Genomic DNA, 20375 nt, shown 5'->3' on the forward strand with positions numbered 1-20375 from the left:
CCGATAAGCCAACATGACGCAATCATCTTATAACGCAGAGGATATCGAAGTCCTCAGTGGTTTGGAGCCTGTCCGCCGCCGTCCGGGAATGTACACGGATACGACGCGGCCGAATCATCTGGCTCAGGAAGTTATCGACAACAGCGTCGATGAGGCTTTAGCCGGTCACGCTAAGTCCGTCGAGGTTATCTTACACAAAGACCAGTCGGTTGAAGTTATCGACAACGGGCGCGGAATGCCTGTGGATTTGCACCCGGAAGAAAAAGTCTCCGCGGTGGAACTCATCATGACCCGTCTGCATGCCGGGGGTAAGTTCTCCAATAAGAACTATCAGTTCTCCGGTGGATTACACGGCGTTGGTATTTCCGTGGTCAATGCGTTGTCAAAACGCACTGAAGTGACTGTCCGCCGTGACGGGCAGGTATATCAGATTGTCTTTGAAAATGGCGATAAAGTCAGCGAACTGGCGGTGATTGGACAGTGCGGCAAACGCAACACCGGAACCAGCGTCCATTTCTGGCCGGATGAACAGTTTTTTGACAGCCCGCGTTTCTCCGTTTCCCGTCTGACACATCTCCTGAAAGCCAAAGCCGTATTGTGCCCGGGCGTTGAGATCCTTTTCAAAGATAATGTGAATGATACGCAGCAGCGCTGGTGCTATCAGGACGGACTGACTGACTATCTGATGGAAAATGTGAACGGACTGGTCACATTACCGGACGTGGCATTTACCGGAAAACACCATGGTGATAATGAAGCTGCGGACTGGGCACTGCTGTGGTTGCCGGAAGGTGGCGAGCTGCTGACAGAAAGTTACGTGAACCTTATCCCTACCCCGTTGGGCGGCACACATGCCAATGGTTTGCGCCAGGGGCTGCTGGACGGGATCCGCGAGTTCTGTGAATTTCGCAATATTATGCCGCGTGGCGTGAAATTGTCTGCGGATGATATCTGGGAGCGCTGTGCCTATGTACTGTCAGTAAAAATGCAGGATCCGCAGTTTGCCGGTCAGACCAAAGAGCGGCTCTCCTCCCGCCAGTGCGCTGCATTTGTCAGTGGTGTGGTGAAAGATGCGTTCAGTCTGTGGCTTAACCAAAACGTTCAGGTGGCAGAGCAGCTCGCGGAAATGGCGATTGCCAGCGCGCAGCGGCGACTGCGCGCCGCTAAAAAAGTGGTGCGTAAAAAACTGACCTCCGGTCCGGCGCTGCCGGGCAAGCTGGCGGACTGTTCTTCCCAGGATATGAATCAGACCGAAATTTTCTTCGTGGAAGGGGATTCGGCAGGCGGCTCGGCAAAACAAGCCCGCGACCGCGAGTTTCAGGCGATCATGCCGCTGCGCGGTAAGATCCTCAATACCTGGGAAGTCTCTTCCGATGAAGTGCTGGCGTCACAGGAAGTTCATGATATTTCAGTCGCGATCGGTATCGATCCGGACAGTGATGATTTAACGACACTGCGTTACGGCAAAATCTGTATTCTGGCGGATGCGGACTCCGATGGTCTGCATATTGCCACTTTGCTGTGTGCGCTGTTTGTCCGTCACTTCCCGTCATTAGTTAAAGCCGGTCACATCTATATGGCGATGCCGCCGCTTTATCGTATCGATCTCGGTAAAGAGGTGCATTACGCGCTCGATGAGAACGAAAAAAATGCCATTTTAGATAAATTAAGCCGCAAGCGCGGCAAACCAAATGTGCAGCGTTTTAAAGGCCTGGGTGAAATGAACCCGGGGCAGTTGCGTGAAACGACCTTAGATCCGAATACCCGGCGCCTGGTTCAGCTCACTATCAGTGAGGAGAATTTTCAGGAAACACTGTCGGTAATGGATATGCTGCTGGGCAAAAAACGTGCGGAAGATCGCCGTAACTGGTTGCAGGAAAAAGGCGATCGGGTGGAATTAGATGTGTAATGTTACCCCCGTGACAGCACAAAGGTCAGAGGAACAGAGTGAATGAGTGAAATAACTCAGGACGGAGTGGAGCGCCAGCCGCTTCATAGCTTTACGGAGAACGCCTACCTTAATTACTCCATGTACGTCATCATGGACAGGGCGCTCCCTTTTATCGGCGATGGCTTAAAACCGGTTCAGCGGCGCATTATTTATGCCATGTCTGAACTGGGGCTGGGTAATTCAGCCAAATATAAAAAATCGGCCCGTACTGTCGGTGACGTACTGGGTAAATACCATCCGCACGGAGACAGCGCCTGCTATGAAGCGATGGTGCTGATGGCACAGCCGTTCTCTTACCGTTATCCGCTGGTGGACGGACAGGGAAACTGGGGTGCGCCTGACGATCCTAAATCTTTCGCCGCGATGCGTTATACCGAATCCCGCCTGTCAAAATACGCAGAAGTGCTGCTCAGTGAGCTGGGACACGGTACGGTAAGCTGGGTGCCGAACTTTGACGGCACCATGCAGGAGCCGAAAATGTTACCGGCGCGCCTGCCGAACATTCTGCTGAACGGTACCACCGGGATTGCGGTCGGGATGGCGACAGATATTCCGCCGCATAATGTCCGTGAAGTGGCGAATGCGCTGCTGGCGCTGATTGATAAATCGTCCCTGACCCTTGATGAAGCGATGAGCTACATTCCGGGACCGGACTATCCGACAGACGCTGAAATTATCACCAGCCCGGATGATATCCGTAAGATGTATAAAACCGGGCGCGGATCTGTGCGTATGCGCGCGGTCTGGACTATCGAAGACGGTAATGCGGTGATCACCGCACTGCCGCATCAGGTTTCCGGTGCAAAAATTCTTGAGCAGATAGCCGCTCAGATCCGGGCGAAAAAATTGCCGATGGTCGACGATCTGCGTGATGAATCAGATCATCAGAATCCGACCCGTCTGGTTATCATGCCGCGCAGTAACCGGATCGATCTGGATCAGGTGATGACTCACCTGTTTGCAACCACCGATCTGGAAAGAAGCTACCGCGTCAACATGAATATGATTGGCCTGGATAACCGCCCTGCGGTGAAAGGTCTGGTTGAGGTGCTGACTGAGTGGCTGACTTACCGGCGCGAAACTGTGCGCCGCCGCCTGAATCACCGCCTGGAAAAAGTGTTACGCCGCCTGCATATTCTGGATGGTTTATTACTGGCGTACCTCAATCTTGATGAAGTGATTGAGATTATCCGCTCAGAAGATGAGCCAAAACCGGTACTGATGGAACGTTTCGCACTGAGTGATACCCAGGCAGAAGCGATTCTTGAGCTGAAATTACGCCATTTAGCCAAACTCGAAGAGATGAAAATTCGTGGCGAGCAGGATGAGTTAGCTAAAGAGCGCGACAAATTGCAGGCGATCCTCGGCTCTGAGCGGCGTATGAATACGCTGCTGAAAAAAGAGATCGAAGATGATGCGAAGCAGTATGGTGATGATCGTCGTTCTCCGCTGAATGAGCGCGAAGAAGCAAAAGCCATGAGCGAGCATGAAATTCTGCCGTCTGAGCCGGTCACGGTTGTGTTATCTCAGATGGGATGGGTACGCAGTGCCAAAGGGCATGACATCGATCCGTCCGGAATGAACTATAAGGCGGGAGATAATTTCCTTGGCGCGGCAAGAGGAATGAGCAATCAGCCGGTGGTGTTCCTGGATTCAACCGGGCGCAGCTATTCTCTTGATCCGCTGGAACTGGCCTCTGCGAGAGGTCAGGGTGAACCGTTGACGGGTAAACTGACACCGCCGCCGGGTGCTGTGTTTGAACAGGTTCTGATGAATAATGATACTCAGAAATACCTGATGGCATCGGATGCCGGTTATGGCTTTATCTGTACATTCAGTGATTTGGTGGCAAAAAATAAAGCCGGTAAATTGCTGATAACCTTGCCGGATAACGCGAAAGCCATGACGCCGATAGAAGTGAATGACGAAGAGAACGATCTTCTGCTGTCCATTTCACAGGAAGGGCGGATGCTGTTATTCCCTGTGGGCGACCTGCCGCAGTTATCTAAGGGTAAAGGAAATAAAATTATCTCCATTACGTCTGCGGCGGCGGCTGCCGGTGAAGACGGGCTGGCGCATCTGTTTGTTATCCCGGCTGACGCAAGTGTGACGCTGCATTTCGGTAAACGTAAGCTGGTCATGCGTCCGGAAGAGTTACAGAAATTCCGGGCTGAACGGGGACGACGTGGTACTGCGTTACCGCGCGGGATGCAGAAAAAGATTGAGCGGGTTGAGATTGTTATTCCGGAGAAAAAAGCCTGATAACCGGGCTTCGTCAGTTATCGTATTCACGGGGCAATTGGCCCCGGTTTTTCTGAACGGCCATTTTGCGGAGGACGCATGTTAGCCATTTTACGTATTATTATTGCTGTAATTTATTGTATTATCGGGAGTATCGCGGGGATCCTTATCTGTCTGACCAGCCCGCGTAATCCGAAACATGTGATGACCTTCTCCCACATGTACGGAAAACTGTCTTATATCTTCGGGATCAAGGTTGTGTACCGTATTCCGGACTATATCAAATCAGCCGGCTCCTGTGTTTATGTGGCTAACCATCAGAACAACTATGATATGGCAACCATGTCAAACGCGGTACAGCCGCGCACTGTGACAGTCGGTAAGCGCAGCCTGATCTGGATCCCGTTCTTCGGACAGTTGTACTGGCTCTCCGGAAATATTCTGATTGACCGCGCAAACCGCAGCAAAGCACACAACACAATAAGCCAGGTTGCGGATCAAATTAAAAAACGCAATATATCGGTCTGGATGTTTCCGGAAGGCACCCGCAGCCGCGGACGTGGCATGTTACCCTTTAAAACAGGTGCATTTCACGCTGCCATCGCCGCAGGTGTTCCGGTGATCCCTGTGTGTGTATCCACAACAGAAGGGCGCATTAAACTGAATCGCCGCAATAACGGCGTGGTCATAGTGGAAATGCTGCCGGCGATCGATACATCAAAATATACCCGTGAACAAGTCCGTGAATTGGCTGAAGATTGTCGTCAGATGATGGTCAAACGGGTAGCAGAACTGGATCAGGAAGTGGCTGAAATGGATAAAAAAATGGGTATCAGGCATCACTGATATCCATAATTGTCCGGACAGACAGAAAATACCGGTCTTATTATTTTACAACTTATCATAGATAAGTTTAGGAATTGCTCTTCATTCGCTATATCATACGCTTAACACTCCGTTGTTAAGCGTATGCACTTCATTAAGATATAACACGGATCAATCTGTCTGCTCACCGGCATACGGGCGCACTTCAACATTCGTAGTAACCATGGAAACGTTTTTCCCGGAGATGTTATGACACTAAGTCGGCGTCGGTTTATTCAAGCATCCGGCTTGGCGGTGTGTTTGGGATCACTGCCCTTGTCTGTCCGTGCTGCTGATGAAGGTGGCAGCCAACCATTACCTGTTCCGCCGCTGTTGGAAAGTCGTAACGGACAGCCGTTATTTCTGACAATGCAGCGCACACACTGGTCGTTTAACGGCAAAAACCAGGCAACAGTCTGGGGATTCAATGGCCGCTATCTCGGCCCCACTGTCCGTGTGCGCGACGGCGATGATATCAAAATGATTTACAGTAACCGGCTTTCTGAGCCTGTCTCCGTGAATGTCAGTGGTCTGCTGGTACCGGGAACGGTGTCCGGTGGTGCTGCCCGTCTTATCTCCCCGAATACAGAATGGTCGCCGGTTGTCCCGGTTCGTCAGCCCGCCTCCACCTGCTGGTATCACGCTAACACACCTAATCGTATGGCGCCGCATGTCTATAACGGACTGGCGGGGATGTGGATTGTGGATGATGAAGAGAGCCGCAGTTTGCCTCTGCCGAAAGAGTACGGGGTGAATGATTTTCCGTTGATCATACAGGATAAGCGCCTGGATTCATTTGGTTCACCGGAGTACCGCACAGACAGTAATGAGATGTTTATCGGTGACCGCCTGATTGTGAACGGTGCGGAAGATCCGTATCTCGAAGTCTCAAAGGGCTGGATCCGGTTTCGCCTGGTTAATGCTGCCAATGCACGTCGCTTTGAACTGAAACTCAGTGATGGTCGTCCGTTCTATATGATTGCATCCGATCAGGGACTGCTGCCGTCACCGGTAGCGGTTGAGGTATTGAGCCTCGCTCCCGGAGAGCGGCGTGAAGTGTTGATAGACATGTCGAAAACAGAAACACTGACTATCACGGCGGGGGAATCCGCAACACTGACAGATCGTTTTAAAAGTTTGTTTGAGACATCAAACACGTTGGTGAATACCAATGTTCTGACGATAAAAGCCACCGGGCTGATTTCACTGGTAACTGATGATTTGCCGGCAACACTGATTAAGGATCCGACTGAGATTACAACGGGTGTCCGCAATCGTGATATCGCACTAACCCTTTCACCGCCGGCAATTAACGGTGCAATGTGGGACATGAGCCGGGTGGATATCCGTACGCAGCAGGGTAACTGGGAGCGCTGGATTGTTACCACTGATACGCCGCAGCCATTCCATATCAGCGGTGTCCGTTTTAAAGTGATCAATCATGATGGCCAGTCACCGTCGCCGCAGGATTACGGCTGGAAAGATACGGTCTGGATTAACGGACGCACAGAGTTACTGGTGCAGATGATGCAGCCATCTTATTCCCATTTTCCGTTCTTCTATTACAGCCAGTTCCTTGAGCAGGCTGACCGCGGTGTTATCGGACAGTTGGAGATTGAGGCTGTCAGCCAGTATTAATAATTAACAATGACAGACGAGCTTATAAAAAACCGCTGATTTTTCAGCGGTTTTTTTATGAATTCAGCGACCTAAAAGCCGTTTCTCTTCTTCCCGCAGCCAGCGGGAAAATGTTCCGGCAACCACATTAAAATGTGTGATTGCGGTATCCGGTTCTTCCGCCTGCCTGAGCAGGAAATTCAGTGCATGGCATTTGTCCGGATATAAACCGGCGGCTTTTTCTGCCATCAGCACCAGCGGCAGCGGATAAGTACATGATGAGTAATCCCGCCACAAAAGGGCGGTAGCACGCAGGAGCCGTCTGGCGGTTTCCCGTTTTATCCGGCGGATCTCATTGAGCGGCGGTCTCTTTTCTAACTGCATCAGATTGGTGCGCACAAGCACAGGGAAATCCCCGTTTATACCGTGAACAATTTCCCGGTTCAGGGATACCGGAGGCAGTTGAAGGGTCAGATCTTCGCCATACACCGGCAGACAGAAATTTGCCAGCCAGTAAGACCAGACCGCCTGTTGTGCCGGTGATGTGGCTTCAGTCAGCAGTCCGGTATCAAAACCAATTTTTGTCACACTGTGGTGCCGGCTGGTTAATGCCGTATCCAGAGAGGTGAGTGCATATTTTTCAGCAGAGGTCAGTGACGAGTTCAGTACCAGTGTCAGATCGAGATCTGACCGCCCGGGGACGGCACGCCCTTCTGCCACACTGCCGTATACGTAAATACTGTGCAATGTCCCGGATAATGAGGCGCGCAGTGACTGCACTGCATCCTGTATAACTGCCTGAAATTCAGGCTGGAATGTATGTTTTTTATGTGTTGTCATTATTATCAGCCCATGGCAGCCCGGACACCAGTACCCATAAGGGCGATGCCGGGTACTTTATTTCTGTATTTCTGACTTCTTGCAGATCCCGGCGTACCGGAGCACTCTGTATAATCAGCATACCAGAGTTTTTCACCAAAACCTGAATTGACATCCGCTGCTTGTGTAAAAATTCCGCAATAGAAATATTCAGGGGATGAATTGGCAGCGGGCAGCATTTTAACCATCAGAAGAGTATCATATATGTGGGATATCCTTGCTGAAAAAGACCGGTACGCAGAGTAAAAGTATGACTCATCTGCAAGTGTGAAGATAAATAAATTATTTGTATTGATGAAACACTGAATTCAGTCGACTGTATTGAGTTGTTTACGTATAGTGACGACAAAATTTCTCTCAGCCCTAAGGTGAAATGAATGAACATTAGCTTGATCGCCGCATTAGCTATGGATCGGGTTATTGGCATGGAAAATGCGATGCCATGGACGTTGCCTGAAGATCTGGCATGGTTTAAACGTAATACGGTAAATAAGCCGGTGATCATGGGACGGGTAACCTATGAATCTATCGGATGTCCTCTGCCTGATCGTCTCAATATTGTTCTGAGCCGTACTCCGGGAAATGATGACCGTGTTGTCTGGGCAACGTCTGTTGAAGAAGCACTGGCGATTGCACAGAAGGAAACTGACGGCGAAATCATGGTAATGGGTGGCGGTAAAGTTTACGGACAATTCCTGTCACTGGCAGACCGTATGTACCTGACGCATGTTGATGCTGAAGTCAGCGGTGATACATATTTCCCGGATTATGAACCTGATGAGTGGGATTCTACATTTATGGAATACCATGATGCGGATGACGCTAACTCACACGGTTTTTGCTTTGAAATTCTTGAGCGCCGCAAAAGCTGATTAATCAGTTGATTCATATTTTCTGATAAATAATGTTAATAAAAAAGCAGAGCACCGGCTCTGCTTTTCCATTTTCAGGGACAGGCAAAAACATTATTCGCCATCATCATCACGCGGAGAAAAGGATTCCTGCCAGAAATAACAGCGATCTTCCCAGCGCAGCATTGTAAGTTGTCCGCCCCAGCAACATCCGGTATCCAGAGCATATACGTTACGTGGCGCGCCTTTACCTTCCAGAGATGCCCAGTGACCAAATGCCACACTGTAATCTTCCGGTAATTTTGACGGTAGTGCAAACCAAGGTTTTAAAGGTGCGGATATCTGATCCGGCTTATCTTTACACACCATATCCAGTTGCCCGTTTGGGAAACAATAACGCATCCGGGTCATCGCATTGGTGGAAAAACGCAGACGCGCCAGGCCTGTCAGCGATGGCGACCAGTCATTCGGTAAATCACCGTACATCGCATTAATAAACAGCGGATAGGTATCACTGCTGAGTACTGCTTCAACTTCCCGCGCACACATGGCCGCTGTTTCCAGATCCCATTGCGGCGTAATACCGGCATGAGCCATCACCAGCTTTTTATCATGGTCAATCTGCAACAGAGGCTGACGGCGCAGCCAGTTGATCAATTCATCCAGATCCGGTGCACTGAGCAGGGTATTTAAATGATCACGCGGCTTGTTGCGGCTGATACCTGCGTAGATCCCCAATAAATGCAGATCGTGATTACCCAGCACCAGTTTCACGCTGTCGCCTAAGCTTTTCACATAACGCAGAACACTGAGAGAATCCGGGCCGCGGGCGACAAGGTCGCCGGTCAGCCACAGAGTATCTGTTTGCGGATCAAAACTTGCCTGATCCAATAATGCGCGAAGTTCACGGTAACAGCCGTGAACATCGCCGATAAGATAGGTTGCCATAGCGGATTAATGAATAAAAGTTGCAATTGCGAGCCGGAAAACAGGAATTTCACTGATGAAATTCTCACCTTTGTGATCCACCATGGTGTAGTAACCTTCCATGGTGCCCAGCGGTGTTTCCAGAACAGTTCCGCTGGTGTAACGATACTCTTCACCCGGCTCAATAACCGGTTGTTCCCCGACAACGCCTTCCCCCTGAACTTCAGTCTGGCGGCCTTCGCTGTTGGTGATACGCCAGTAGCGGCTGATGAGCTGAACAGCATGACGACCCAGATTCCGGATAGAAACGGTATATGCGAAAACATAGCGCTCAGCGTCCGGCTCAGACTGGCTTTCGATATAAACACTCTGAACCTGAATACAAATTTTCGGGTCGTTATTCATCATGTATCCCCTATGAGGCGGGATTATCCGCCAGGTAATTTGCCATCAGGCAATACTGCGCGACACTGATATTTTCCGCGCGGGTTGCGGGATCAATTCCCAGCTCTTTCAGTGTATCAACAGTAAACAGATCACCCAGGCTGTTGCGGATCGTTTTACGGCGCTGGTTGAATGCTTGTGTGGCAACCCGGCTGAGTAAGGCAATATTTTTCAGTCCGTACGGATTTTCACGGTGCGGAATAAGGCGCACTACTGCGGAGTCCACTTTTGGCGCCGGACGGAACGCAGTCGGCGGAACGTCGAGTACCGGGATAACCTGACAGTAATACTGTGCCATAACACTCAGGCGACCGTATGTTTTACTGCCGGGACCTGCTACAAGGCGGTTAACGACTTCTCTTTGCAACATAAAATTCATGTCACTGATAGCATTGGTAAAGGTAAACAGGTGGAACATCAGCGGGGTGGAGATATTATAAGGCAGATTGCCAAATATCCGCAGTGGCTGACCGCGTTCTTCTGCCAGGGCAGTAAAATCTACGGTCATAGCATCTTGCTGAATAATCGTCAGTTTACTTTGTAAAAACGGGTGGGTTGCCAGGCGCGCAGCCAGATCACGGTCAATTTCAATGACCGTCATTTTGTCCATGCGCTCTGCGACCGGCTCGGTTAATGCCGCAAGCCCGGGCCCGATTTCAATAATTGCCTGGCCGTGCTGTGGGTTAATCGATGCAACAATGCTGTCGATAATAAATTGATCGGTTAAGAAGTTCTGCCCGAAACGTTTGCGGGCAAAATGCCCCTGATGGACTCGTGTATTCATTGACTGTTTTTAATCATTGTAATGGCTAAATTTAATGCGGTAATAAAGCTTCCCACATCTGCATTTCCGGTGCCTGCCAGCTCAAGAGCGGTGCCGTGGTCAACCGACGTCCGGATAAACGGCAGTCCCAGCGTAATATTCACTGCGCGACCGAATCCCTGATATTTTAGCACAGGAAGCCCCTGATCGTGATACATCGCGAGAACGGCATCTGCGCGCTCCAGATATTTTGGCTGGAACAGAGTATCGGCAGGCAGCGGACCTTCTAAATCAATACCCTGTGCCCGCAATTCATTCAGTGCAGGAATGATGGTATCAATCTCTTCATGCCCCATATGACCGCCTTCACCGGCATGCGGGTTCAGACCACAGACGATGATATGCGGATGCGCAATACCAAATTTGGTACGCAGGTCATGATTAAGGATAGTGATTACTTCATGCAGACAGGTTCTGTCCACGGCACCCGGTACCTGTAAAATCGGCAGGTGGGTCGTTGCCAGCGCCACACGCATTTCTTCGGTGGCAAGCATCATCACAACACGCTTGCAGGCGCTGCGATCGGCAAAAAATTCGGTATGCCCGATAAATGCAATACCGGCATCATTGATAATGCCTTTATGAACAGGTCCTGTAATCAGTGCGCCGAATTCGCCCTGTAAACACCCGTCGCAGGCTCGTGCCAATGTATCAGTTACATAGGGTGCATTGGCGACATTGAGCTCACCGGCAATCACAGGGGCTTTCAGTGTGACAGGCAGGATCGTCAGTGTACCGGCACGTTGCGGCTGATGCGCGGTATCAGGTGAATAAGGTTCAAGTGTAAGCGGGAGCGACAGGTTTTGTGCGCGTTGCAGCAGCAATTGCGGGTCGGCACACACAACCAGTTTTACCGGCCAGTCGCGCTGTGCCAGCGCGACTGTCAGGTCAGGACCCACCCCGGCAGGTTCGCCGGGGGTAATAACAACGGGCTTCAGATTATTTATTACTGCCATCTAAAATTTCCACATAAGCGCCAGCGCGCTGTTCCTGCATCCAGCTCTGTAACTCTTCGCTGAATTTACGGTTAAACAGCATCCGGTAGGCACGATCTTTCTGAGCCGCTTCGGTTTTGTCCACATTGCGGGTATCTTCCAACTGGATAAGGTGCCAGCCGAAAGAAGAACGGACAGGCTGACTCAGGTCGCCTTTTTTCAGTTTCATTAATGCGTCACGGAAAGCCGGGTCGTAAACATCAGGCATTGACCAGCCTAACTCACCACCACGCAGGGCAGAGCCCGGGTCTTCAGAGAATTGTTTTGCCGCATCCTCAAAGGATGTTTTGCCGCTTTTTACATCATTGGTTATCTGCTGTAATTTGCTGCGTGCCTGCTCATCCGTCATGATCGGTGATGGTTTGATCAGAATATGGCGGGCTTTAACTTCAGTCACCGAAATTGGCTGACTGTTTCCGCGCATATCATTTACCCGCAGAATATGGAAACCAACACCGGAGCGGACAGGTCCGACAATCTCACCTTTTTTAGCGGATTGCAGGCGCTCAACAAACAGACCCGGCAGTTCCTGTAAACGGCTCCAGCCCATATTACCGCCTTTCAGTGCCTGCGGATCAGCGGAATAAGTGATAGCCAGTTTACCGAAATCAGCGCCTTTTTGCAGTTCGCCCATAATCACAGAGACTTTTTCTTTGGCAGCATTCATCTGTGCATCTGTCGGATTTTCCGGCAGCGGGATCAGGATATGGCTGATGTTCAGCTCAGAATCTGCTGAATTCTGTGCACTGATGAGGTTTGCTAACGCATCGACTTCCTGCGGTAAAATGACCACACGGCGGCGTACTTCGTTATTACGCACTTCCGCCATCATCATCTCTTTGCGGATTTCGCTGCGGTATTTGTCATAGCTCATGCCATCACGTTTCAGACGTTCTTTCATCTGAGCGGAAGACATGTTGTTCTGACGGGCGATATCTTCAATTGCACCATCAATAGCCTGTTCCGGGATGGTTATCTGCATCTGTCCGGCCATCTGCATCACGATATTATCCATGATGAGGCGCTCAAGAATTTGCTGACGCAGAGTTGCCTGATCCGGAACCTGCTGACCGGCATTTTTGGCATTGACGACAACGGTCTGAAGCATATTGTTTACATCACTCTCCAGAACAACGCCGTTATTCACCACAGCGGCGACTTTGTCCATCTGCTGTGGCGCGGCAAACGCGGTAGTGCTTGCCGTGAACATCAGGCCGAGAATGAGTGTTCTCCAGTTTTTCATATATATCCCATCATGTTTCGAGTAGCCGTGCTATCGCACGGCAGGTGAAAATAGTATCAACCGATATACCCTTATTCATTCAAACTGCAGGTTCGTTGGCGCAGGGAAGCCAGCCGGGTTACATACTGATGTATGCTCCCCGTCTATCTTCCCTTGCCGCCTGCCTGCATCCTGAATGACGTTGGGTAGGGTTAAAAGGCCGGAACGTACGGCAGAATACCGCGTTCAAGCATTTTTTGACTACCCAGACTGTAATTGCTGCTCAGACCACGTAATTCGACATTAAACGTCCATTTATTATCGTATTCACTGGCTTCATTTTTCCAGCCGATGATTTTACGTTCATAACCGACGTTGGCTGCCCAGCAACAGGTATTGTACTGAAGCCCGACTAACTGACTGGCCGGTTGCTGCTCTTTGGTATCATAGTAATACTGACCGACAAATGCCCATTGCTCCGCGACAGGCCAGCTTGCGACCACACCAACCTGTGAAATACCCTGTTGGTTTGCCGGTGAGACATATTCACCATCATTTTTGGCATTCTGGCGCATTGCCTGAATATAATCGCGATCCACATACCGGTAATTTAGCTGAATCAGGCGCTCGGCATCCTTACGATATTCCATCGTGGCGTTGGACATTGCGACACTGCCCAGACGGCGGTCATACTGAAGCCCGGCTTTCAGCCCCCAGTTGTCGTTATAGCGCCACATGGTGTCACCTGCCCAGACCATCGAGCCTGATTTATCTTTTTCATCGATAACCGTGATTTGTGAATCGCCGGTTCTCGGACGTTCAAAGTAATAGATTTGACCCACAGAAACATTAAAACGTTCAACTAATTCATCATCATAAATCCGGCTGGTTACCCCGGTTGTCACCTGGTTGGCGGATGCGATGCGATCCAGTCCGCTGTACATGCGGTCCCGGAACAATCCGCTGTAACTTGATTGCAGCAGCGTGGAGTCGAAGTTATTGATGTTATCCTGGTTTTTATACGGGACATACAGGTACTGTGCGCGCGGTTCCAGCGTCTGGGTAAAGGTATCGTTAAAGAACATCGGGCGTTCAAAAATCATTTTTGCATCAGCTTTAAACTGCGGCAGAACCCGGGTAACATTTTTTTCCAGCTCAGCTTTGCCACCATAAGATTCAGGAATATCCTGATCATAATGGGTTGCCATCAGCTTGGCTTCAGTATTAAAACTTGCCCAGCCGTTAGACAGCGGCAGGCTGATTGTCGGTTCGGCATGTACCCGGGTGGCATCAGGGTTATTTTTGCCCACGCTGGTAAAGCGGGCAGCCTGACCGTATGCGCGGAAATCAAAGACCCCGAGGTCACTTTTATAGTAATTCAGATCTAACTGCGGCTCTGCACGATACGAGGTCGCATTGTCATTATTGGTCAGGATCTGGAACTGTTTGGTGGTAACCGTCGCGTTCCAGTTTGATTTACGGATGCCGACGGCTAATTTCTGCGTGGCATAGCCGTCAGTTGAGTTACCGTATGCGGAGGTAAAGTCAGTAAAATAGCGTGAATCACTGACCTTGGTGTAATCCGATGAGAACCACCAATCCTGTGCAAATGAACCACTGTGACCCCAGTAGAGTAACCAGCGGTCGTCTGACGCCCGTTTTGACCACTCTTCTTTTGATGCCGCTTTTTTGTCATCACGGTACTGCTTGTCATCCATCAGAAAGTCAAACGCAAGCGTACCGCTGCCGAGACCGGTCAGATAACGGAATTCGTTATCCATTTTCAGGCCGCGCTTACTGAAGTAGTGCGGTGTGATAGTCGCATCGTAATTCGGTGCGATATTCCAGTAATACGGCAGGGTAAATTCCAGCCCTGACGATTTTGAATAGCTGCCGTTCGGGATCAGAAAACCGGAGCGGCGTTTATCCCCGATAGGCAATTGCAGATACGGGCTGTAGAAAACCGGGACATTGGCGATGCGGAAGCGGGCATTCCAGATTTCAGCCACTTGTTCGTCCTGGTCGATAACGACTTCGGAGCCTTTGACGCTCCAACTGTCATTACCCGGCAGACAAGAGGTAAAAATACCGTTTTCCAGGATGGTATAGCGGTTTTCACCGCGAAGCTTCATTTTATCCGCTTCACCACGCCCCTGGCGGCCGACCATCTGATAATTACCCTGATCAACATCAGCATCGTTATTATCGAGATTCAGCCAGGCTTTAGGCCCTTTCAGGCGGATCTGAGGATCGGAATAGTTCACATCACCGGTTGCGGTCGCGATACGCACAGGGTTCGGTGTATCTTCACCGGTTTGTGTGACTTCCACTTCATCGGCTTTCAGATTCTGGTTACCTGAACGAATATTCACATCGCCGGTATATTTTACCGCGTGCGGATACTGTCCTGACATACCTGTCGCGTTGATATTGACAGGGAAGTCCCCGGCTTTACCGTCGACAATTGGTTCATCATAAACCGGGACGCCCAGCATACATTGCTCGGCAAGAGTGGCGTGCGCCGCCTGACTATATAATGCGGCCCAGATGATGGTGGCCAGCAGTGTTGGATAACTCTTCTTCATAAGTATGTCTGCAATTCCGTCCTCGGTAGCACAGTGCCCGAACGCCAAAAGCTTAATTTACACGGAAAAAGGGCGCAGGTGAAACGCGTTTCCGTGTCTAAATGGCGTTAGGCATCGTACAGAATGGGTAGTATGATAATGCAAAATTGCGTCAAGGGCATTGTCGAATTGAGGAGTATATGCACTATTTGGGAAAAATCATCGGAATTTTATTAGGCATGATGTCCGGCGCCGGTTTTTGGGGCATTTTTCTTGGCTTTCTTATAGGTCATGCGATTGATAAAGTCCGCTCACAACAGAGAAACGGCTCCTTTACCAACAATCAGTCCCGGCAGGCGCTTTTTTTCATTACCACATTTCAGATTTTAGGTCATCTGACCAAATCCAAAGGCCGGGTGACAGAGTCCGATATCTATCTTGCGACCGCGCTGATGGACCGGATGCAGTTACACGGTGACTCGCGGATTCAGGCACAAAATGCCTTCCGTGAAGGAAAATCGGCGGGTTTTCCGCTGCGTGATGCACTTCGGCAACTGCGCCGTGCCTGTTACGGACGCGCTGATTTGCTGCGCATGTTTCTTGAGATTCAGATCCAGGCCGCGTTTGGTGACGGTGAATTACACCCGAACGAGCGCCAGGTTCTTCTGGTTATTGCTGAAGAGCTGGGCATTGCGCGCCATCAGTTTGAAACTGTGCTGGCAATGATGCAGGGGCAAATGCACCGGGGCGGACAGGGCGGGTATCAGCAGTACTCTCAGCAGGGCACTTATCACACACAGGGTGCAGACCTTGCGGCTGCTTTCCGGGTGCTCGGTGTGCAGGAAAGCGATGACAGCACGGTTATCAAGCGTGCTTATCGCAAACTCATGAGTGAGCACCATCCGGATAAACTGGTGGCAAAAGGTTTACCACCGGAAATGATGGAACTGGCAAAGGAGAAAGCACAATCTATACAAGCCGCATATGATCTCATTAAAAAAGAGAAAGGCTTTAAATAGTGCTGTATATTTGTGTTTTACTGGGTTAATCACGGTTATTAATGAAGTGCCGGGCGGATCATATTCTTTTCATATAATTGCTATAAAATATAACCGTAGTTGACGATCATAGTCGAAAATCCACGTAAATATTTTATTAAATATGTTAAGGATATGATCCATGGCCAATGCCCGTGTTCTTATCGGAGTAGCAGGGTTAGCACTTTGCCTGATTCTTGCCTCACTGAATTCGGTGACCGTGTTATTTCATTAAAAATCAGCTTCACAGATAAAATTCAGCGGCGTTCCGTGCGCCGGATGCGTGATTGACAGCGCCTGCGCATGTAATTGCAGGCGGGGCGCTGACGCTCTTGCTTCATCATGCGCATAAAAGCGATCACCCAATATCGGGTGCCCGATTGCCAGCATATGAACCCGTAACTGATGTGAGCGTCCGGTAACAGGGGATAGCTTTACCCTGGTGGCGTGTGCTTCATATTCCAGCACTTCATAGCCGGTCTGCGCTGATTTTCCGGTTTCAAAACACACTTTTTGTTTCGGGCGGTTCGGCCAGTCACAAATCAGGGGTAAATCCACTATTCCCGTTTTTTCCTCTATTCTGCCCCACACGCGGGCCAGATAGGTCTTCTTCGGCTCACGCTCACGGAATTGCCGCTTCAGTTCCCGTTCAGCCGCTTTGGTTAAGGCAACTACAATAATACCGCTGGTAGCCATATCCAGCCGGTGAACAGACTCTGCCTGCGGATAATCCCGCAGAATCCGCGTCATCACACTGTCTTTATGTTCCGGCGCACGACCGGGCACGGAAAGCAGTCCGCTCGGTTTATTCACCACGATGATGTGCTCATCCTGAAAGAGAATATCCAGCCAGGGATCAGCCGGCGGATTATAGGGTTCCATTAGCATGGGGTCACCAGATGAGAGGTGCCCGGCAGTTTGTCACTGCCGGGCAGCGGGTTATTGATGTGAAACCACGATCAGGCGGATAGCATCGAGACGCCAGTTAGCTTCATCCAGGTGTGACAGGATCTGCTGACGCTCTTCTTCAATTGCATCAACTTCATCATCACGAATATTCGGGTTTACGGATTTCAGTGCCAGCAGGCGGTTATGCTCCAGTGTCAGATGCTGATCAGCCAGTACTTTTGCGGCATCAATACACTCACGCGCCTGAACGGCAATCACGTCTTCTGACTGACGCAGAACCTGATGAACATCACTTTGCACAGCATTGACAAATTTGCTGCCGGTATGGCGGTTCACTGCATTCAACTGACGGTTAAAGCTTTCAAACTCCACCTGAGCGGCGAGATTGTTACCTTTAGCATCCATCAGCAGGCGAACCGGTGTCGGCGGCAGGAAACGGGTAAGCTGAAGATTTTTCGGTGCCTGAGCTTCCACCACATAGATAAGTTCAGTCAGCAGCGTACCGACCGGCAGTGCTTTATTTTTCAGCACTGAAACCGCACAACTGCCGGTATCACCGGACAGAATAAGATCCAGTCCGTTGCGGATAATCGGGTGTTCCCAACTGATAAACTGAGTATCTTCGCGGGAAAGCGCCTGCTCACGTTTGAAGGTTACCGTACAGCCATCTTCCGGCAGACCCGGGAAATCCGGTACCAGCATGTGATCGGACGGTGTCAGGGCAATCATGTTATCGCTGCGGTCATCCTGATTGATACCGACGATATCAAACAGATTCAGCGCAAATGTTACCAGTTCAGTATCATCATCCTGCGCGGCTATTTGTGCGGCAATGTCATTTCCGGCTTCGCCACCGTTGGAGTGCATTTCCAGCAGGCGGTCACGGCCCTGTTCCAGTTGCTGTTTCAGAACATCATGGGTTTTGCGGCATTCGGTAATGAAATCATCAAACCCGGTAAGATCCGTCGGGTTCGCCATCATGGTTATCAGCGTATCGTAATAGCGATCATAAATAGAACGCCCGGTCGGACAGGTATATTCGAACGCATCCAGTCCCTCATGGAACCAGCGCAACAGTACGGCTTGCGCGGTATTTTCCAGATACGGAATGCTTATCTGAATATCCCGTTTCTGCCCGATACGGTCGAGACGCCCGATACGTTGCTCCAGCAGATCCGGGTTAAACGGCAGGTCAAACATCACTAACTGGTTGGCAAACTGGAAGTTGCGGCCTTCCGAGCCAATCTCAGAGCAGAGCAGCACCTGTGCGCCATTCTCTTCGGAGGCAAACCAGGCCGCTGCCCGGTCACGCTCCAGCAATGACAGGTTTTCATGGAATACGGCGGCATGAATACCTTCGCGCTCACGTAAGACCTGTTCGAGTTGCAGGGCAGTCGCCGCCTGGGCGCAAATCACCAGCACTTTTTCATTGCGGTTTGCCAGCAGGAAGCCGAGCAGCCATTCGACGCGCGGATCAAAGTTCCACCAGGTGGCGTTTTCGCCTTCAAATTCCTGATAAATCTGCTCCGGATAGAGCATTTCGCGCGCTTTGACTTCAGTGGTTTTCTTGCTGCCCATGATACCGGCGACTTTGATGGCCGTCTGGTATTGTGCCGGTAACGGCATTTTAATGGCGCGCAGTTCACGACGCGGGAAGCCTTTCACACCGTTGCGGGTGTTGCGGAACAGTAAACGGCTGGTGCCGTGTCTGTCCATCAGCATCCGGGTCAGCTCCTGACGGGCGTTATCGCCATCTTCGCTGTCGGTATTCGCGGCTTTGAGCAGCGGTTCAATATCTTGTTCAGCGATAAGCTCATGAATCGCATTTTGCTGATCTTTGGTCAGTGGTGCGCGTTCAAGCAGCACGGCTACTGCATCGGCGACCGGCTGGTATTTTTGCTGTTCGGCAACAAAAGCCGGGAAGTCATGGAAACGGTTCGGGTCCAGCAGGCGCAGACGCGCAAAGTGGCTCTCCATACCGAGTTGTTCCGGGGTGGCGGTCAGCAGCAGTACTGAAGGTGTAATTTCTGCCAGTGTTTCAATGACCTGATACTCACGGCTTGGCGACTCTTCGTGCCAGACCAGGTGGTGTGCTTCATCCACAACCAGCATGTCCCAGCCCGCGTCACATAAATGCTCAAAGCGCGGTTTGCTTTTACGGACAAAATCCAGTGAGCAGAGCACCAGTTGTTCAGTATCAAACGGGTTATCGCTCTGGTTCAGAGCTTCGGTGTAACGGCTGTCATCAAACAGAGAGAAGCGCAGATTAAAGCGGCGCAGCATTTCGACCAGCCATTGGTACTGAAGGCTTTCCGGTACAACGACGAGGATACGTTCAGCGCGTCCTGCCATCAGTTGCTGATGGATAATCATCCCGGCTTCGATAGTTTTACCCAGACCGACTTCATCTGCCAGCAGGACCCGCGGCGCATGGCGCTTGCCCACTTCGTTGGCGATAAACAGCTGATGCGGGATAAGACTGGCGCGGATCCCGCGCAGGCCACTGGTGGTGCGGCGATATTCTTCGCTCAGAAATTTACGCGCGCGGTAGCGCAGTGAAAAGCGATCCATCCGGTCAATCTGACCGGCAAACAGGCGATCCTGTGGTTTACTGAATGTCAGTTTACTGTCGAGAAAGACTTCACGCAGACAGACATTTTCTTCGCCGGTATCGGTACGCTGACCAATATAGGTTAACAGTCCGTCGTTCTCTTCAACGGCGGTCACACTGAGCTGCCAGCCTTCATGACTGGTGACAGTATCCCCTTCGTTGAACATCACGCGGGTGATAGGTGCATCGGCAGAAGCATAAAGACGGTTTTCACCGGTAGCAGGGAAAAGAAGGGTAATCATCCGGGCGTCGACAGATACAAGAGTACCTAATCCCAGCTCGCTTTCAGTATCGCTGATCCAGCGTTGACCAAGAGTAAACGGCATATTTTTGGGCTCGATTCTATTATTCAGGGCTAGTTTGATGAATGCTGTGACTATCATTACCGGCAGCGCTACGTAATTATCACGCCGGCGGAAAAACACCTGTCAGTCAGGAAC

16 protein-coding genes are annotated in these 20375 nt (G+C 50.6%); 6 read left to right on the top strand and 10 right to left on the bottom strand.

The annotated features are described in order from the left end of the window. Positions 1 to 13 precede the first annotated feature (13 nt). The 4 genes from parE (at position 14) to ftsP (ending at position 6694) form a co-directional block, all read left to right on the top strand. Complete coding sequence (parE, locus tag AYY17_RS18570; protein WP_067426246.1) at positions 14 to 1909, top strand: DNA topoisomerase IV subunit B; 1896 nt, start codon at positions 14 to 16, stop codon at positions 1907 to 1909. A gap of 42 nt (positions 1910 to 1951) precedes the next feature. Continuing rightward, entirely contained in the window at positions 1952 to 4213 is a 2262-nt protein-coding gene (gene parC / locus AYY17_RS18575; protein WP_067398791.1) for a DNA topoisomerase IV subunit A, read from the top strand. Between the two features lie 78 nt (positions 4214 to 4291). Further along, on the top strand, positions 4292 to 5038 hold the full coding sequence (locus AYY17_RS18580) for a 1-acylglycerol-3-phosphate O-acyltransferase (RefSeq protein WP_067426248.1): 747 nt from the start codon (positions 4292 to 4294) through the stop codon (positions 5036 to 5038). Between the two features lie 228 nt (positions 5039 to 5266). Continuing rightward, positions 5267 to 6694 (top strand): cell division protein FtsP, encoded by a 1428-nt coding sequence (gene ftsP, locus AYY17_RS18585; protein ID WP_067426251.1) that lies wholly within the window; start codon positions 5267 to 5269, stop codon positions 6692 to 6694. Between the two features lie 63 nt (positions 6695 to 6757). Here the strand turns inward: ftsP and AYY17_RS18590 are convergent, their stop codons facing one another. Both AYY17_RS18590 and AYY17_RS18595 read right to left on the bottom strand, forming a co-directional pair. After that, positions 6758 to 7513 (bottom strand): nucleotidyltransferase domain-containing protein, encoded by a 756-nt coding sequence (locus AYY17_RS18590; RefSeq protein ID WP_235845430.1) that lies wholly within the window; start codon positions 7511 to 7513, stop codon positions 6758 to 6760. A gap of 5 nt (positions 7514 to 7518) precedes the next feature. Next, entirely contained in the window at positions 7519 to 7740 is a 222-nt protein-coding gene (locus tag AYY17_RS18595) for a hypothetical protein (protein ID WP_067426256.1), read from the bottom strand. A 189-nt stretch (positions 7741 to 7929) separates the two neighbouring features. Between AYY17_RS18595 and folA the strand changes: the two genes are divergently transcribed. Continuing rightward, entirely contained in the window at positions 7930 to 8424 is a 495-nt protein-coding gene (folA, locus tag AYY17_RS18600) for a type 3 dihydrofolate reductase (protein WP_067426258.1), read from the top strand. 93 nt (positions 8425 to 8517) lie between these two features. Here folA and apaH read toward each other — a convergent pair whose 3' ends face one another. From apaH to lptD, 6 genes are all read right to left on the bottom strand, one after another. Next, complete coding sequence (gene apaH / locus AYY17_RS18605) at positions 8518 to 9351, bottom strand: bis(5'-nucleosyl)-tetraphosphatase (symmetrical) ApaH (RefSeq protein WP_067426260.1); 834 nt, start codon at positions 9349 to 9351, stop codon at positions 8518 to 8520. Between the two features lie 6 nt (positions 9352 to 9357). Next, complete coding sequence (gene apaG, locus AYY17_RS18610) at positions 9358 to 9735, bottom strand: Co2+/Mg2+ efflux protein ApaG (RefSeq protein WP_067398781.1); 378 nt, start codon at positions 9733 to 9735, stop codon at positions 9358 to 9360. A gap of 10 nt (positions 9736 to 9745) precedes the next feature. Further along, entirely contained in the window at positions 9746 to 10558 is an 813-nt protein-coding gene (gene rsmA, locus AYY17_RS18615) for a 16S rRNA (adenine(1518)-N(6)/adenine(1519)-N(6))-dimethyltransferase RsmA (protein ID WP_067398779.1), read from the bottom strand. After that, positions 10555 to 11553 carry a 4-hydroxythreonine-4-phosphate dehydrogenase PdxA gene (pdxA, locus tag AYY17_RS18620; protein WP_067426264.1) on the bottom strand — a complete coding sequence of 333 codons (999 nt, stop codon included), beginning with the start codon at positions 11551 to 11553 and terminating at the stop codon, positions 10555 to 10557. The genes rsmA and pdxA overlap by 4 nt, the downstream gene beginning before the upstream one ends. Beyond that, a complete protein-coding gene (gene surA / locus AYY17_RS18625; protein ID WP_067426266.1) occupies positions 11537 to 12835 on the bottom strand; it encodes a peptidylprolyl isomerase SurA in 1299 nt (432 codons plus the stop codon). Before surA ends, pdxA begins: the two co-directional genes overlap by 17 nt. A 191-nt stretch (positions 12836 to 13026) precedes the next feature. Then, entirely contained in the window at positions 13027 to 15399 is a 2373-nt protein-coding gene (gene lptD, locus AYY17_RS18630) for an LPS assembly protein LptD (RefSeq protein ID WP_067426268.1), read from the bottom strand. Between the two features lie 179 nt (positions 15400 to 15578). On the opposite strand from lptD, the gene djlA reads away from it, so the two are divergent. Further along, entirely contained in the window at positions 15579 to 16397 is an 819-nt protein-coding gene (gene djlA, locus AYY17_RS18635) for a co-chaperone DjlA (protein ID WP_067426270.1), read from the top strand. Positions 16398 to 16646: 249 nt separating this feature from the next. On the opposite strand, the gene rluA is transcribed toward djlA, so the two are convergent. Together rluA and rapA are read right to left on the bottom strand one after the other, a co-directional pair. Continuing rightward, a complete protein-coding gene (rluA, locus tag AYY17_RS18640; protein WP_067426273.1) occupies positions 16647 to 17297 on the bottom strand; it encodes a bifunctional tRNA pseudouridine(32) synthase/23S rRNA pseudouridine(746) synthase RluA in 651 nt (216 codons plus the stop codon). A 57-nt stretch (positions 17298 to 17354) separates the two neighbouring features. Next, on the bottom strand, positions 17355 to 20261 hold the full coding sequence (gene rapA, locus AYY17_RS18645; RefSeq protein ID WP_067426370.1) for an RNA polymerase-associated protein RapA: 2907 nt from the start codon (positions 20259 to 20261) through the stop codon (positions 17355 to 17357). Positions 20262 to 20375 lie beyond the last annotated feature (114 nt).

This window comes from Morganella psychrotolerans (assembly GCF_001676055.1).
GTDB lineage: Bacteria > Pseudomonadota > Gammaproteobacteria > Enterobacterales > Enterobacteriaceae > Morganella > Morganella psychrotolerans_B.

Bases quoted from the DNA above. Each gene is read 5' to 3' on its own strand.
- apaH (WP_067426260.1), bottom strand. From the start codon at position 9,351: ATGGCAACCTATCTTATCGGCGATGTTCACGGCTGTTACCGTGAACTT.
- ftsP (WP_067426251.1), top strand. From the start codon at position 5,267: ATGACACTAAGTCGGCGTCGGTTTATTCAAGCATCCGGCTTGGCGGTG.
- rluA (WP_067426273.1), bottom strand. From the start codon at position 17,297: ATGGAACCCTATAATCCGCCGGCTGATCCCTGGCTGGATATTCTCTTT.
- lptD (WP_067426268.1), bottom strand. From the start codon at position 15,399: ATGAAGAAGAGTTATCCAACACTGCTGGCCACCATCATCTGGGCCGCA.
- rsmA (WP_067398779.1), bottom strand. From the start codon at position 10,558: ATGAATACACGAGTCCATCAGGGGCATTTTGCCCGCAAACGTTTCGGG.
- parE (WP_067426246.1), top strand. From the start codon at position 14: ATGACGCAATCATCTTATAACGCAGAGGATATCGAAGTCCTCAGTGGT.
- AYY17_RS18590 (WP_235845430.1), bottom strand. From the start codon at position 7,513: ATGACAACACATAAAAAACATACATTCCAGCCTGAATTTCAGGCAGTT.
- pdxA (WP_067426264.1), bottom strand. From the start codon at position 11,553: ATGGCAGTAATAAATAATCTGAAGCCCGTTGTTATTACCCCCGGCGAA.
- parC (WP_067398791.1), top strand. From the start codon at position 1,952: ATGAGTGAAATAACTCAGGACGGAGTGGAGCGCCAGCCGCTTCATAGC.
- rapA (WP_067426370.1), bottom strand. From the start codon at position 20,261: ATGCCGTTTACTCTTGGTCAACGCTGGATCAGCGATACTGAAAGCGAG.
- surA (WP_067426266.1), bottom strand. From the start codon at position 12,835: ATGAAAAACTGGAGAACACTCATTCTCGGCCTGATGTTCACGGCAAGC.
- apaG (WP_067398781.1), bottom strand. From the start codon at position 9,735: ATGAATAACGACCCGAAAATTTGTATTCAGGTTCAGAGTGTTTATATC.
- folA (WP_067426258.1), top strand. From the start codon at position 7,930: ATGAACATTAGCTTGATCGCCGCATTAGCTATGGATCGGGTTATTGGC.
- AYY17_RS18580 (WP_067426248.1), top strand. From the start codon at position 4,292: ATGTTAGCCATTTTACGTATTATTATTGCTGTAATTTATTGTATTATC.
- AYY17_RS18595 (WP_067426256.1), bottom strand. From the start codon at position 7,740: ATGGTTAAAATGCTGCCCGCTGCCAATTCATCCCCTGAATATTTCTAT.
- djlA (WP_067426270.1), top strand. From the start codon at position 15,579: ATGCACTATTTGGGAAAAATCATCGGAATTTTATTAGGCATGATGTCC.